Source organism: Acinetobacter sp. YH01005, from assembly GCF_013420465.1.
GTDB classification, from domain to species: Bacteria; Pseudomonadota; Gammaproteobacteria; order Pseudomonadales; family Moraxellaceae; genus Acinetobacter; species Acinetobacter amyesii.
Map to the genome: position 1 here is coordinate 1 of NZ_VOYA01000004.1, position 15,819 is coordinate 15,819.

The following is a 15,819-nucleotide window of genomic DNA, read 5'->3' on the forward strand; positions in this document are numbered from 1 at the left end:
CTTGGACTTTATGTCCACTAAAGAGCCGTTGAAGACTACGACGTTGATAGGTTGGATGTGGAAGTGCGGTGACGCATGAAGCTGACCAATACTAATTGCTCGTGAGGCTTGACTATACAACACCCAAGCAGTTGTATATATAGCATCAATTGATTCACTTATAATCAAAGCAACTTGATTTAGTTGAAAAGCTAGATAAAATGAACACCTTAAATTAACTCAAGTACTTCTGTTAATAACTCATTTGGTAGAAAACTTAGCACGAAGAGCACTGCTCTGAGATTAGACTAAGCAAGTATCCATAACAGTTGTGCTGGCGACAATAGCAAGAGTGAACCACCTGATCCCTTCCCGAACTCAGAAGTGAAACCTCTTAGCGCTGATGGTAGTGTGGGGTTACCCATGTGAGAGTAAGTCATCGCCAGCTCATTATTCGAAAACACCCCCTGACTAGTGCAGGGGGTGTTTTTTTATGCGTGAAGAAATAGGGAAAGATAAATGGATAGGGAAAGGGAATTAGATTAAAATTAATAATAAATCTAATTAAATAATTCATTTATAAGATGAATCGTTCCTAATAAAAGAATAAATTAGCTGAATAATGAGTCTAAAAAAGACAAAAAATCGGGCGTTCTCTTTAAAATTATGCTATAAAAAATAAAACGGCATAAAAATTGCTTATAAAGTGCGGTTAATTATAGGGGGAGTTATTAATGAAATTAGCGATGGGGTTAAAGGTTGCCAATTCCTTATCATTAACACCTCAATTACAACAAGCCATTCGTTTATTACAACTTTCAAGTTTGGAATTGGAACAAGAAATTCAAATTCAACTCGACAGTAATCCTCTATTAGAGAAAGTTGAAGAACAAAATACCGTTGAAAGTTTAAATAGCTTACAAGAACAAGAAAGGGAAAATAAAGACTTAACCAATGAATTAAATGCAGATCATTTGCCGGATGAATTACCGGTGGATACAGAGTGGGATGATGTATATACCCATCAACCGACAAGTTTAGGTGCCGCTGAGTTTGAAGAGCGCGAAGATAATCGGCAGGGTCATCAAAGTTTACAAGTGCATATGCTTGAGCAAGTTAATCTTTTACACTTTTCTATGATCGATAAATTAATTGCGCACTGTATTATCGATGCTTTAGATAACAAAGGGTTTTTAGATTGTGAATTAAATGAAATTACCCAATCGGTTCAGCATCTTCTAGACTCTATGGATTATGAAGAAGAAGTCGAAGATGACGAAGTTTTGGTGGTTTTAAAACATATTCAACGTCTAGATCCTGTTGGCGTAGGCTCACGCAATCTTGCTGAATGTCTAATGGTACAAGTTGAAAATCTTCCTGAGCATATAGAATATCGATATGAAGCTATTTTATTATTGAAAAATTATGAGTTGCTGATTACCAATGAATTACCCAAGTTGATTAAGCAAACGGGATTAAACACGGAACAACTTAAACTTGCCATTTCTTTATTAAAGACATTAAAAGCACATCCAGGGCAAGAGTTTGAAGATAAAGATTTAGACTATCAAATTCCAGATGTTGTAGTCTTAAAAAAGAATGAACATTGGTTGGTACAGTTAAATCCTGATGTAATGCCAAAACTACGGGTGAATTCTTTCTATGCCAATATGATCAAGCGTGCTGATCAAAGTGACGATAATCAATATTTACGTAATCAAATGCTTGAAGCAAAGAATTTCATTAAAAGTATTGATGAACGACATAAAACATTATTAAAAGTAGCAACTTGTATTGTTGAGCATCAACGAGCGTTCTTTGAGCAAGGTCCTGAGGCAATGAAGCCTTTGGTACTACGAGACATTGCGGAAGAAGTTGAACTCCATGAATCCACAGTTTCCCGTGTAACCACAAATAAATATATGCTCACACCACGTGGATTATTTGAGTTGAAATATTTCTTCTCAAGTCATGTTGGAACATCGTCTGGTGGGGAAGCGTCTTCGACGGCAATTCGTGCAAAAATTAAAAAGTTGATTGCAGAAGAAAATACACGTAAGCCTTTGTCTGATAATGCAATTGCAGTTTTGCTTAATGCAGAAGGTATTGATGTTGCTCGTCGTACAGTTGCGAAGTATCGTGAATCGTTACATATTCCATCATCTTCAGAGCGAAAAGTGTTGATCTAAATTTGAAAATCTGACTATTCTAGAGGTTCATTATGACGAAATAATGAATCTCTTTTTTTATAAGGAATGGCCGAAATGATCTGATTGTGTAAATGTATGCTTCGCATATTGAGTTGGATGATTCGGCTTGAACTTTTCCAGTCCTGAAAGAAGGTGAGGGATAGAATTATGCAGATTACAATTCGTGGCCATCATTTAACAATTACGCCAGCAATAGAAGAAAATATTCGTCTTAAATTTGCGGAAATGACCAAACATTTAGATCAGGTCAATAGTATGCAAGTCAAACTGACTAAAGATCATCAGGTTGATAAACGTTCAAAAAAAGGTAGTGATAATCATATCGCGGAAGCGATTATACGATTACCTGGGACAGAACTTTTTGCACAAGCGTGCGCTGATGATATGTATACCTCGATCAAAAAATTGTCTGAAAAATTAAAAAAACAATTACATAAACATCGAAAAATGCAGCTCATTTATATGCCTTTAACGGTTTAGATTGTAAATTGTACAAAAAGAGGTTTTTTATAACCTCTTTTTTTATATATATAATGTATGTGACTAATGAATTATTTTTTAGATTTATAGTAAAATGACGGGTTTTACACCGTTAGTCCTATATGGGGTCTTGTGATGAATAGTGAACAGCTCACTGAAATTTTAAAAGCTGCTTTTCCAGAAGCTGAGGTTGCAGTTAGTGGGCAAGGCGGCAAATTTGATCTACGCATTGTCGATGATCAATTTGAAGGCAAACGTCCTGTTGCTCGTCAACAATCTGTTTATGCACCTTTGAACTCCTACATTGCCAGCGGTGAAGTACATGCAGTAACAATTCGTGCAATGACCAAAGAAGAATGGCGCAAAGCAAGCTTATTCGGAGCTTAATAATTAATGGATAAATTTCTGATTCAGGGCGGTACTAAGCTCGAAGGTGAAGTTCGTATTTCTGGTGCGAAAAATGCTGCATTGCCATTACTCGCTGCAACTATCCTTGCGGATACACCTATTACATTAACTAATGTGCCAAATCTAAAAGATGTGAACACCTTAGTGAAATTGATCGCAGGTTTAGGTGTTCAAATCAGTTATGAAGGTGATACGGTTAAGGCTGATACTTCTAGCTTAGATAACCAATTTGCACCATATGAACTCGTGAAAACCATGCGTGCATCTATTTTGGTGCTTGGCCCGTTATTGGCGCGCTATGGTAGTGCAAAAGTGTCTTTGCCGGGTGGATGTGCAATTGGTTCACGCCCTGTAGATCAACATTTAAAAGCTTTAGAAGCACTTGGTGCTGAAATTGAAGTTGAAGCAGGTTATGTGCATGCCAAAGTGGATGGTCGTCTAAAAGGTGGCGAAGTTGTCTTTGATATGGTCACAGTTGGTGGTACTGAAAATATTCTAACTGCTGCGGTTCTTGCAGACGGTGTAACGACCATTCGTAACGCGGCTCGTGAACCTGAAATTACCGATCTTGCTAATATGTTGATCAAGATGGGTGCAAAAATCGAAGGTTTGGACACAGATACTTTGGTTGTTACAGGTGTTGAAAGCCTACATGGCTGTGAATATGCCGTTGTTGCTGATCGTATTGAGACAGGTTCTTATCTCGCTGCAGCAGCGATCACTGGCGGTAAAATCAAAACCACACATACTGATCCAAACTTGTTGGAGTCTGTGCTAGATAAATTTGAAGAAATGGGCGCGGAAGTTACGCGCGGTGAAGATTGGATTGAACTGGATATGATGGGTAAACGCCCGAAAGCAGTTAGTTTCCAGACTTTACCACATCCAGAATTTCCAACCGATATGCAAGCACAGCTGATGGCTGTGAATGCAATTGGTCGTGGTTTTGCCACAATTTCTGAAACGATTTTCGAAAACCGTTTCATGCATGTACCTGAATTAGCACGTATGGGTGCCAATATTCAGGTTGAAGGTAATGATGCTGTTGTTACAGGTGTAGAGAAATTATCTGCTGCACCAGTGATGGCAACTGATTTACGAGCTTCTTTCTCATTGGTTTTAGCAGCACTTGCAGCCGAAGGAGAAACATTGATTGACCGTATCTATCATATTGATCGTGGTTATGAAGATGTTGAAGCGAAGTTACAAGGTTTAGGTGCCCAAATTAAGCGAGTAAGTTAATGAGCGATATGAGAAACGATGATCCCAATTTTGACGTAATGGGCAATTTTGATCATGGTTTAACTTTAGCATTAAGTAAGGGACGTATCTTAAAAGAAACTTTGCCATTGTTGGAAACAGCTGGCATTAACTTATTGGAAGATCCGGATAAATCTCGTAAGTTAATTTTTCCAACGACCCATAAGCACGTACGTATTTTAATTTTACGTGCTTCTGATGTACCAACTTATGTTGAAAATGGTGCTGCAGATATTGGGGTGGCAGGTAAAGATGTGCTGATGGAGCATGGTGCACAAAATGTCTATGAACCATTGGACTTAAAAATTGCCAACTGTAAGTTAATGACGGCTGGTAAAGTCGGCATGGTTCGTCCGAAAGGTCGTTTAAAGATTGCAACCAAGTACGTCAATTTGACCCGTCAATATTATGCAAGCTTAGGCGAGCAAGTTGATGTGATCAAACTGTATGGTTCTATGGAACTTGCACCATTGGTTGGTTTAGGTGATTACATCGTCGATGTTGTGGATACAGGGAACACTTTACGTGCCAATGGTTTAGAGCCTTTGGAAGAAATCTGTAAAGTGTCTTCACGTTTAATCGTGAACAAGGCAAGCTTTAAACGTAAACAAACTTTGTTGAATCCAATTCTTGCACAGCTAGAAAAAGCCGTGGAAGAACGCGAGCAAGCAAAAAAAGCATAAGTCGTTAAATTCTTAGCGCTATGCTGACCAAACCGCTCAAATCTGGGCGGTTTTTTTATGAAAACTAAAAAATAATGATAAAACTGTATTTTCACTAATTTTAACGAAAGTTATTTTCAATAAAACTCCACATGAACACATGCGATAGATGTCCACAAGCTGCGCTAAAACAGGTAAACTAATCTTTTCCAATAGATTACCTTGTGGGTAAATTGATGCGACGTTTATCGACTCAAGATCAAAACTTCAAGCAAGCTTTTGCTGACTTGTTGGCTTTTGAAACTGTGAATGATCCAGAACTTTTAAAAACCGTTGACCAAATCATTGCTGATGTTCGTCAGCATGGTGATGCTCATGTTCTTAAATTGACACAGCAGTTCGATCGACATCCAGCGCATCAATTCTCAGAATTAGAGCTGACACAAGAACAGCTGAAAGCAGCATTTGATGGTTTAAGTTCAGAAGTGCGTGAAGCCTTAGAACTTGCTGCGAACCGTGTTCGTGAATTTCACCAAGCACAAAAGCAAGACGGCTGGACCTATGTTGATGCTTTAGGAAATACCCTTGGTCAAAAGGTCACACCGCTGGACCGTGTAGGTATCTATGTACCAGGCGGTTTAGCTTCTTATCCATCTTCTGTATTGATGAATGCTGTACCTGCGCATGTTGCTGGCGTGCCTGAAATTATTATGGTGGTGCCTGCGCCGAATGGTGATTTGAATCCATTGGTTTTGGCAGCAGCTTACTTAGCCGGCGTACACCGTGTATTTACCATTGGCGGCGCGCAAGCGGTTGCAGCATTGGCTTATGGTACAGAAACTATTCCATCTGTGGACAAAATTACTGGCCCGGGCAACCGTTTTGTTGCTGCAGCAAAACGTGCAGTATTTGGTCAAGTCGGTATTGATATGATTGCAGGGCCATCCGAAATTTTGGTCTATGCCGAAGGTCAAAACAATGCTGAATGGCTGGCAATGGATTTATTGTCACAAGCGGAACATGACACTGTGGCTCAAGCGGTATTTATTACGCCAGATGCAGAACTTTTAGATCAAGTTGAGCAATGGATTGAAAAGCATTTAGAAGCGTTACCAAAAGCGCATATTGCGCGTACTTCAATCGAAAACCGCGGCGCATTGGTTTTAGTCAAAGACCGTGCTGAAGGCGCCGAATTGATTAACCAAGTTGCGCCTGAACATTTGATGCTGTGCTTGGATCAAGCACAGGAAATGGCTGAAGATATCCGCCATGCCGGCGCGATTTTCATGGGTCGATATACACCAGAAGCGATTGGTGATTATTGTGCAGGTCCAAACCACGTGTTGCCAACCTCCGGCACAGCGCGTTTCTCATCACCGCTCGGTGTTTATGATTTCCAAAAGCGCTCAAGTTTAATCATGTGTTCTGAAGATGGCGTGAAAACTTTAGCGAAAACGGCTGATACATTAGCGCAGCAGGAAAACTTAGATGCGCATGCGAGATCTGCGAGATATCGTTACCAGTAATAAAATATAGACTAGGTGAAAAACTTAGTTTTCCAAAACTATAAACCTCTCCCTAACCCTCTCCTGAAAGGAGAGGGGAAATCTCATAAAATGAATATTCCTCTCCCTGAACGAGCTTTAAGGATTCCTTTAAAGCGAAGTGCAAGAGAGGTTAGGAGAGGATGAAAAAGAGCAAAATAAAATGCCAAATATTACCGCTGAACAAATGCGTTTTTGGAGCCCTGATGTACGTGAATTAGAACCGTACACACCGGGTGAACAGCCTAAAATCCAAAATATTTTAAAACTCAATACCAATGAAAACCCATATCCGCCATCGCCAAAAGTGGTGGATGCAGTACAAAAAGTATTGGCAAATTCTGCTGATGTTTTACGTTTATATCCAGATCCAGATGCGTCTGAGTTAAAGCAAGCGATTGCAAAACAGCAGCATGTACCTGTTGAGCAGGTCTTTGTCGGCAATGGCTCGGACGAAGTGCTGGCGCACATTTTTAAAGCCTTTTTTGTGCAAGAGCTGCCGGTTTTGTATCCAGATATTACCTACAGTTTTTATCCGGTTTATAGCCAATTTTTTGGCATTGCGGCCAATACTAAAATTATACCGCTCAATGATGCCTTTGAAATTGTGGTGGATGACTATAAACAGCCGAATGGCGGCATCATCATTACCAATCCGAATGCACCAACCAGCATTGCTTTAGGTTTGTCTGCAATTGAGGAAGTGCTGCAAGCTAACCCGAATTCAGTGGTTGTGATTGATGAGGCTTATGTCGATTTCGGTGCGGAATCTACTGTGGCTTTGGTTGCGAAATATGAAAACCTTGTGGTTTGTCAAACGACGTCTAAGTCGCGTTCACTTGCCGGTTTGCGCGTTGGTTTCGCGATTGCGCAGCCGCATTTAATCGCAGCGCTTGAAGCGGTAAAAAACAGCTTTAACTCTTATCCGATGGATCGTTTTGCGATTGCAGCAGCCGTGGCGTCATTTGAGGATCAAGCGTATTTTGAAGCGCAAAATGCCAAGGTGATTGTGAGCCGTGAAAAACTTGTAGAGCAGCTTTCTGAGCTGGGCTTTAAAGTATTGCCATCTGCGGCAAACTTTATTTTTGCCTCACTGCCATCTAAAGATGCAGGTGAGTTGGCTGCTGAATTACGCGAACGCGGGATTATTGTGCGTTACTTCAATAAGCCGCGGATTAATCAGTTCCTGCGGATCACCATTGGCACCGATGAACAAAATCAGCGCCTTGTGGATACGCTTAAAAACGATATTTTGGCTTGATTGCTGCAAGCTACTATAAATTTAAATCTACCCTAATCTTCCTTTCGAAAAGGTGAGAAGCACTGCTTCGCAAGGGGAGGGTTATAAAAAAGCGATTCAATTGAATCGCTTTTTTTGTTTAATCTGGCGTATACCAGGTATTTAACAAATCCAGCATCGCTTCGACTTTATCAAAACATTCTTGATATTCAGCATTGCAATCTGACGCGATGGTGATTCCGCCGCCGGCCCACAGCGAAACCTGATCTTGGTATTTTTGAATAGAGCGGATCAAAATATTCCAAGATCCCGTGCCGTCGTGATTAAAATAGCCCATTGAGCCGCAATAGGCGCCGCGCGGAGCGCCTTCAAGTTCTTCAATGATTTGCATCGCACGGATTTTGGGTGCGCCGGTAATCGAACCGCCCGGCAGTGCCGACATCAGAACCTCAAAAGGGTGTACATCTGTTTTCAGCACGGCCTCAACTTCACTGACCATGTGATGCACTTGATTAAAACTTTCAATATCAAAAAGTTTAGGTGTTTTTACAGAGCCTGTTTCAGCATAAACACTCAAATCATTACGCAGTAAGTCGACAATCATGACATTCTCAGCCATGTCTTTTTCAGATGATTTTAACCGTTGTTTTGACTGCGCATCTAACACTGGATCTTCATAGCGAGGCATCGTGCCCTTGATTGGCTTAGTAATAATCTTGCGTTCAGGTTTAAAATCTATAAAAAGTTCAGGCGAACAACTTAAAATTTCAAAATCATCAATACGTAAGTAGCCTGAATATGGTGCATCAGTCAGTGACCAAAATTCTTGAGCAGTATCTAAGAGTGAACCTTTAGCTTGAGCTGTAAATTCTTGGGTTAAATTAATTTGATAGCAATCGCCCGCTTTAATATATTCCTGAACTTGATCAAAGGCTTTTGTGTAGTCTGACTTGGACCATCTTGCAGTACATTTTTGTCTTAATTTAAATTGATTCTGAGCGATCTTGGTTTGAATTAGGTGATCAATGTAGTCGTAAATCTTAGCTGCAGAATGATCAGAACTATAAAAATACCAACCATCATTTTCTAGTCTTAAGTAACTAGAAAATTGCCCCAAAAACAAGCGAGGTTGGGCTTTGGCATGCAGGGAAATCTGTTGCTGCGTTGCATAATCATAGCTAATAAAACCAGCCCAGCCCCCAGAAAACCCACTGCCTAATTTTGAACATAAATCTTGGAAGGCGATATCTGGCAAGGGTTGAGTATCACATTCCTCATATTGATCTAAATTGGTACGGACATAAGTTTTAAGTTCATCATTCTTAAATTGCTGATATTGATTTGCCAAAAAGCAAATAACAGGTTGGTTTTGATCTTCTAAAAAAATCACATGTGACAAGGGTGCAAGCGCTTGCAAAATATTTTGAGCACTAACATTTTGTTTGAGAATAAATTTTTTAAAAGAAATCGGTTTTTGCATCAACAGAGAAATTAAATTTAAAGACTAAAATGGATTTTATACCATTCCTAATTCATTTGGTTTGCAAATACCGTTTATCGGTAAGAATTAGATTGCGACCAACGACAGTTGAACAAATTTCAGCTTGGATATAATTTAATCGAGCGAGCAAACAACTCAAGGAAAGATTTAACAGTTGTCACAAAATAATATTACAGCTGACTAAATCGAGTGGTTGAAAATCAAAAAAAATAAATACTCTTGGGAGAGTACCGTATGAAAAATTTCACTAAATTAGCTCTAGTTTCTTCAATCGCATTTAGTGCGAATGCTATGGCTATGCAAGCAATGGACGATGCTGCACTTAGTTCAACCACTGGTCAAGATGGTATTAACATCGGGATTGGTATTTCTAAAATTGAAATTGAAAAACTTTTCATTCACGATAACGACGGTTTAACGGATACAGCTAAGGGCGGTACAAGTACTGCTGGTGCGATCGTTATTCAAGGTAACGGTATTGCTGGTGATGCATTAGAAAACAAAGGTATCATCATTGGTGCAAACTATGATAACGGTGGTGCTTATCTTCTAGCTTCTCGTAATTTAGCTGATTTACGTATCGATACTGATGCGGGTACTGGTGCAAATGGTGCATTCATTAACATCGCAGCGGATGTGTCTGGTTTAGATATCAAAATTGGTGAAATTGGTGTAACAGCATCTGGTACAGCTGGTACTACAGGTATTCGCCGTGGTGGTGATGATAGCAACTACAATGCAATTTTATCTGGTCTTTCTCTAAAAACTGGACCAATGACTGCTAATGTTCAGTTAGGTGCTGCTCCACAAGGTGCCATGATCAAACTAAGCACAACTATGGTTGGCGGCTTAGAAATTAAAGATCTAGGTATCCTTGATGCATCAACTAAAACGGCTACACGTGAAGCAGGTGAAATCTTTATCGAAAGCATCAAGGTTGCTGATGCGGGTAAATCTGATTTAACCATTAACCAAGATGTCCGTGTTTATGGTAAAGAAGGCACAAACAATGGTTATATTCAAATGGTAAGCAACTCTGGTCCAATTGATAACTATGTGAAAGGTGTTCATTTAGGCAGTAAAGACGCTGGTTCAATTGGTGATATCGAAGTTCAAGGCTTACAAACATTCTACAGCCCAGCTATGGGTGTATATAACCAAGGTTCTGTAATTACAATTTCTAGTAAGTAATCTAGAATAAAAATAAGGCGCGTGTTGATCACGCGCTTTTTTTTACAAAAAAGTGCGGAATGACCCAATAAAGCATAAAAAAATGCTGTTTTTTTATAAAAAAAAAGGTATCTTGCATAATACATGGATGTAGAGCATTAGCTCTAAAAAAATAATGAAAAAAGGCACATCATTGCCGATAACTAAAAGTTAGAAGATATGTTAGAGATAGCTGTGGGCTCGGCATTGATGTATTACTTTGCCAAAGAGTCCTTCGAATTAAAAGAAAAGCCAGTCGGAACAGTTCACTATACCGAAACATTGGATTCACGAAATGATTCCTTTACTCGGATGCACCGTGAATCTGTAAAAATTAAACCTGCCATAGAAGATCAATTTCGAGGCATCGTTCGGCAAGCCTACGACTACAGTTGTGGTTCGGCGGCCTTAACTACTTTATTAAATGGTTATGTAGGTACACAGCTGACTGAGCAACAGACCATGAATGGTTTGCTGAAATTTGGTGAAACTGAAAAAATTATCGAACGTCGAAGTTTCTCCTTATTAGACATGAAACGTTTTGTCGCTGCTGTCGGGCTAGAAAGTGGGGGCTACAAAGGGGAGTTTTCAGATCTAGTTAAGCAAGGCCAACCTGCGATTGTTCCCATTTCATATGCTGGTTTTAAACATTTTGTGGTGTTTAAAGCCTATAAAGATGGGCGTGTTTATGTTGCAGATCCAGCACTGGGCAATATCAGTTTCGATGAAGTTCGATTCCAAGAAATATGGGAAAACAACACATTATTTTTAATCAATGTTGCGCCTGAGCAACGTAAAAATTTATTGGCTTTGCAAGATTCAGACTTGCGACATGTTGAAGATGCAACCGTGAACCGTTATGCATTGGTTGATATTCAATATCCGCAGTTTTACATGGAAAAAATTGCAGACAAGGCATCTACGATACGACTTGATAAAAATATGAATGAAGAGTCGGAATCATATGGTAAATCGAATTACAACTTTCTAAGGCTTTACTATAAGAGTAAATAATTAGATGAATGCGTATAACAAAGCGTCAGGATTAAAAAAATAAAAACGGTGGGAAGGAACATGAATCGTAAATGGATGAACAAAACACTACTAGCCATGAGTATTCAGGTGGTGATGGGGGTTGCCTATGCAGCTGAAGAGCCAAGCCTTGGAGAATATGATCCGGTTGAACAAGAGACAGCAGTAGAAGAATCTGTATCTCCTACTGCTGTAACCCAGGCTGATACTGTACAAGAAGCTGCTGCCGAGCCAGAAATTGGACAGTATGAATCTGTAGAAGAGCCCGTACAAGCTGAAATGCCACAATCCGAAGTCGCTACTGCCAATGAAAAAGCATCGACAGCACTTCAGCAACAAGAAGGTGATACGAGCCAAGAAGCGAATTTACAGGAAGTATTTAGCTCGAATGAACGTCAGTATTCATTGATTAAAAAAGGTGAAATATCATCTTTTTACGATATAGATTACACCTATTACCGTGATACACAGCTTGATATGGAAATGGCACAAGGCCAGCTTTATCAACTACGTGTACAAGAAAATGCAACACATTCGATGACCAATACATTTACCGTGCAATACGGTGTAATGGATAATTTGACATTCTCTGCATCTTTGCCTTTAGTGGCGAAAACTGATTTATTAAAAGATACTTCAACTGCAGGTTTAGGGGATATTTCTTTAGGCGCACGCTGGGAACCATTCCCACTGAAGCAAGGTCGTTTGCCTCTTATTTTATTTGGTAATTTGTCCACGAAAACTGGTGATAGTCCATACGAAATTAATGCTGTAAATGATCTAGCAACAGGTAAAGGTTACTATTCTGCAGGTATCGGTGCCAGCACACGTAAATATATTGATCCCGTTGTGTTGTTTGCATCCGTCTCGGCAAACTATGGTTTCAAAGAAACTGACTTAAACCAACGTCGTGGTTCGCGAGTCATTGAAGAGTTTGAACCGGGGATTAGTGGCGGTTTTGCATTCGGTTTTGCATACTCGTTTAACTACGATGTTTCCCTTACCATGTCATATCAACAAAGTTTCAATACCGGCGCAGAATTTACGTATAGCAGTGGCGAATCCTATTCACCTGCAGACCAAACCAGTTCAACTCTAGCGATTTCTTTAGGTGTACGTGTATCTCCAGAGACCATTGTGAATGGTACGGTGGGGTTAGGTTTAACTGAAGATGCACCAGATGTGTCATTAGGGTTGTCTTTCCCGTTGGATATTCTAGGTTTTGGAAAAAAACTTCGTTAAGAGGGCTGTCGTATGCGTAAAATTCGACTCAGCCCACTTGTTAGTGCGATCGTTTTAACGGGCTGTTCTAGTGCTGCTTTTGCACAATTGGGTACCAACCTTTCAGTTGATGTACGGTCACTTGCATTAGGTAATGCAGTAACTGCGGATCCTCCAGGGATTAGTGCCGTGCATTTTAACCCTGCAGCATTAACCAAAATTGAAGGTTTGCAAACCGATATGCAGGGGATCATTGCAAACTTTGATATTCAACGTGAATTTACCGTTCCTGCGGGTTATAACGTCTTTGGTTATTCTGATGACCCAATGGTCTGTAATGATGGCCCTGAAGTAACGGCAGATATCTGTACGGACTTTAAAGATAAGGTTTCTGGTGATGTTGAATATGCATCCCTATATGTACCTGTCTTAAAAAAGATGGTGGATTTTGGTGCTGGACAACCCATTGCCGCGCCAACGATGGGGATTGCCTACAATCCACCGGGTTCTAAAGCAACATTCGCATCAGCTGTTTATGCACCTTTGATTGCGGGTTTTGGTGCTGAAAATGGTAACCCAGGTAATTTCATGGGACAACAAGTTGCTCTAGAGCGTATTACTTATCTATCGCCAACAGTAGGCTATCAAGTCAGTGATGAGCTATCGATTGGTGGTGGTGTGGGGATGTCCTATCAAGCCATTGGATTGAAATCTGACCTGCGATTTCCCAATGAATTGATCGGCATGTTAAGGATGATTGATGAAGTCGTCTGTACACCATTTAAGGAAAATTCGGACATTATTACCGACATCTTGCTATTGGGGATGTGTAATACCGAAGAAGGGATGAATCCATTTGGCAAATTTGGTCAGATGGAATTGGCTTTAGAGCAGTCACTGAGCCCAAGTTACAACTTAGGGGTTTTGTGGGAGCCACGCGAAGATTTTAGTTTTGGTATGGTGTACCAAAGTGCAGCGAAAATGCGCATGAAAGGTCGTTATCGCATACAAAATGCGAAAGCACCTCAGGAGATGATTAAGGGATTAATGTCATCACCAACAGGTCAAATTTTAGCTGCAATTTTAGGTTTCCCAAATGCTGTGCCAAACTCGGAGTCGGGTTTGGTTTCGATGGATTTTGAATATCCACAGCATGTACAGGCGGGGATCAAATATAAGGTTATGCCTGATTTACAAATCAATTTTGATGTGGGCTGGACCGATTATCGTGCTTGGGACAAATTCCGTTTTGAATTCGACCGTCAAATTTCAGCGCTGAAAATTGCAAAATTATTATCTGAAAATGTGACCGATAATTCTTTGGCCTTACCTTTGAAATTTACGTCGCCTTGGAACTGGGGCATCGGTATTGAATATTCAGCAACAGATCGTTTGAAATTGCGTGCAGGCTATGAACCACGGAGTACCTCTATTCCTGACGGTAAGCGAAATACCATGGTACCAATTAATGGTGCGCAACTCTTTGGTATGGGGATTGGATATCGTTTTGATGCAGATACGGATCTAGATTTATCAATCGGCTTTTTACGCAGTAAAGATAATATTCCAGCGAATGGTAGTAGTCTGGCAAACTTAACCGGTGTGAATAACATACTTTTAAACCCATATGCTGGAATGAATGTAAAAACCGATACGAAAATCACCATCCTAGGATTAAATTACAGAACTCGTTGGTAGGATAAGCAGACAGAATGAAAAGGATTTTATTCATAAAAACGTTACTTGCACTGTCTGTGGTGCAAGTGTCGTATGCCTATGCCGGGGCGTTTCATACCATTATTGGGCCGGATGGGCGCCCAATGGTGGTACAAATACAAGAAAAAGCTGTAAAGAAACTCAAAGAAAGTTCTATAGCTAAAATGATTGATTCACCATCTGTACAGCAACACGTTACTCAACCATCTGTAAACATTAGTCCGTCTCAAACCAAGACACCGATGACGCGTCGAACGAGTCCAACAGCACAGGCTGCTGAACCGGTGAAGTTTCAGAGTTTAAGTACACGTGAGCCGGAAAAACGGGATGATAATAAAGCTGTCGCAGTCGATAAAATTAAAGAGGTCTCAGGTGATAACGTTCCCAAATCTGAAAAATCAGTACAAGAGTCAGGTACTTCAACAAAAGTTGTACCTTCAACCATATGGACCGAAAAGTTACAGCAATCAGAGCTAACCCAACCTAGTGCTCCGTATCAGGCCAAAGTTCAGGCTGAAAAAGATAAACCTATCGTCGAAAAAAAGATCCTTGCTGAGAAAGTTGTTAGCACTGATAAAGCCGTACAATCTTCAGGTGAAAACTTAGAAAATCATCCTTCAAAACAATCGGCTAAGGCAAAACAAGAGCAAGGCTTTTCGACGATGGCTGGTGAAAAGTATGTCAATAATGAATATCTTGAAGATAAAGAGTTTAACTTAGAAGGCAAAAAGCGCTTTTACACCATGCCCGAAGGCGTTATTGATAGCAAGATGGGGCAAACGCGGATGCAAACCATTGAACGTGAAAAAGGTGTCAGTCGCTCCGTCATTGATAATTTATTTAAACGTAATCAACCCGAAGATACAGGCCCAATCACTTTAGCCACATCATATTATCGGGTGTCACAAGCTGATACCATTCAAGGTTTAGGTCAGCAATGTTTTTCAAATAAAAAAATGAAGAAAGCCAAAGAGCTTGACTTGGCACAAGATATTAATTTATGGCCTCGAGCGCCTTTATCAGACGAATTTGACTATGAAGTCGTAAAACTAAAATCACCATTACAAAATATTCGTATACATTCATTTGCATCCAAAGTACAAAATCCTACATTTTATTGGCCATTTGCGGTATTTTTAGACAAAAATGGATGTGTCATGGAAGGCGCAGGTGGATTCAAAAATAACCAAGGTGAAGCGGATCATCTTTACCATGAAAAAATTGAAGGCGTGATTCAAGTGCCTAAAGGTAGCCAGTATTTATTTTTAACGCCTTTAGCAACAGCAATTGACGTCGATGGTCGCGTATTAACCAATCAAGGCCAACTTAAATTAACAGCAATCCGTTAAGGACATAA

At 40.1% G+C, this 15,819-nt stretch carries 13 protein-coding genes and 2 rRNA genes; 14 read left to right on the forward strand and 1 reads right to left on the reverse strand.

The window, feature by feature from the left end; genetic code table 11:
* The 9 genes from FTT72_RS02825 to hisC all read left to right on the forward strand — a co-directional run.
* Window positions 1-116, forward strand: a 23S ribosomal RNA gene (locus tag FTT72_RS02825); the annotation flags it as partial.
* Between the two features lie 196 nt (window positions 117-312).
* Window positions 313-427 (forward strand): 5S ribosomal RNA (gene rrf / locus FTT72_RS02830).
* A gap of 286 nt (window positions 428-713) precedes the next feature.
* On the forward strand, window positions 714-2,168 hold the full coding sequence (locus FTT72_RS02835) for an RNA polymerase factor sigma-54 (protein WP_180177830.1): 1,455 nt from the start codon (window positions 714-716) through the stop codon (window positions 2,166-2,168).
* Window positions 2,169-2,336: 168 nt separating this feature from the next.
* Entirely contained in the window at window positions 2,337-2,669 is a 333-nt protein-coding gene (gene hpf, locus FTT72_RS02840) for a ribosome hibernation-promoting factor, HPF/YfiA family (RefSeq protein WP_078191195.1), read from the forward strand.
* A 135-nt stretch (window positions 2,670-2,804) separates the two neighbouring features.
* Window positions 2,805-3,056 (forward strand): BolA family iron metabolism protein IbaG, encoded by a 252-nt coding sequence (ibaG, locus tag FTT72_RS02845; protein ID WP_078191194.1) that lies wholly within the window; start codon window positions 2,805-2,807, stop codon window positions 3,054-3,056.
* Window positions 3,057-3,062: 6 nt separating this feature from the next.
* Complete coding sequence (gene murA / locus FTT72_RS02850; RefSeq protein WP_180177831.1) at window positions 3,063-4,319, forward strand: UDP-N-acetylglucosamine 1-carboxyvinyltransferase; 1,257 nt, start codon at window positions 3,063-3,065, stop codon at window positions 4,317-4,319.
* Window positions 4,319-5,020 carry an ATP phosphoribosyltransferase gene (gene hisG, locus FTT72_RS02855; protein WP_180021457.1) on the forward strand — a complete coding sequence of 234 codons (702 nt, stop codon included), beginning with the start codon at window positions 4,319-4,321 and terminating at the stop codon, window positions 5,018-5,020. The genes murA and hisG overlap by 1 nt, the downstream gene beginning before the upstream one ends.
* Before the next feature lie 203 nt (window positions 5,021-5,223).
* Window positions 5,224-6,525: a histidinol dehydrogenase gene (gene hisD, locus FTT72_RS02860; RefSeq protein WP_180064984.1), complete on the forward strand. Its 1,302-nt coding sequence runs from the start codon at window positions 5,224-5,226 to the stop codon at window positions 6,523-6,525.
* A gap of 181 nt (window positions 6,526-6,706) precedes the next feature.
* Window positions 6,707-7,804: a histidinol-phosphate transaminase gene (gene hisC / locus FTT72_RS02865; RefSeq protein WP_180177832.1), complete on the forward strand. Its 1,098-nt coding sequence runs from the start codon at window positions 6,707-6,709 to the stop codon at window positions 7,802-7,804.
* A gap of 118 nt (window positions 7,805-7,922) precedes the next feature.
* On the opposite strand, the gene pabB is transcribed toward hisC, so the two are convergent.
* A complete protein-coding gene (gene pabB, locus FTT72_RS02870; RefSeq protein WP_180177833.1) occupies window positions 7,923-9,263 on the reverse strand; it encodes an aminodeoxychorismate synthase component I in 1,341 nt (446 codons plus the stop codon).
* Window positions 9,264-9,518: 255 nt separating this feature from the next.
* Here pabB and FTT72_RS02875 point away from each other — a divergent pair, with 255 nt between their 5' ends.
* The 5 genes from FTT72_RS02875 to filE all read left to right on the forward strand — a co-directional run bounded on the left by FTT72_RS02875 (window position 9,519) and on the right by filE (window position 15,811).
* Window positions 9,519-10,475, forward strand: a complete 957-nt coding sequence (locus FTT72_RS02875; RefSeq protein ID WP_180177834.1) for a DUF6160 family protein — start codon at window positions 9,519-9,521, stop codon at window positions 10,473-10,475.
* 198 nt (window positions 10,476-10,673) lie between these two features.
* Window positions 10,674-11,507, forward strand: a complete 834-nt coding sequence (locus FTT72_RS02880; protein ID WP_180059832.1) for a C39 family peptidase — start codon at window positions 10,674-10,676, stop codon at window positions 11,505-11,507.
* A gap of 60 nt (window positions 11,508-11,567) precedes the next feature.
* Window positions 11,568-12,767, forward strand: a complete 1,200-nt coding sequence (locus tag FTT72_RS02885) for a hypothetical protein (RefSeq protein WP_180177835.1) — start codon at window positions 11,568-11,570, stop codon at window positions 12,765-12,767.
* Window positions 12,768-12,779: 12 nt separating this feature from the next.
* Window positions 12,780-14,444, forward strand: a complete 1,665-nt coding sequence (locus tag FTT72_RS02890; RefSeq protein WP_180177836.1) for an OmpP1/FadL family transporter — start codon at window positions 12,780-12,782, stop codon at window positions 14,442-14,444.
* A gap of 14 nt (window positions 14,445-14,458) precedes the next feature.
* Window positions 14,459-15,811, forward strand: coding sequence for a putative pilus assembly protein FilE (gene filE, locus FTT72_RS02895; RefSeq protein WP_180177837.1), 1,353 nt, complete (start codon window positions 14,459-14,461; stop codon window positions 15,809-15,811).
* Window positions 15,812-15,819 lie beyond the last annotated feature (8 nt).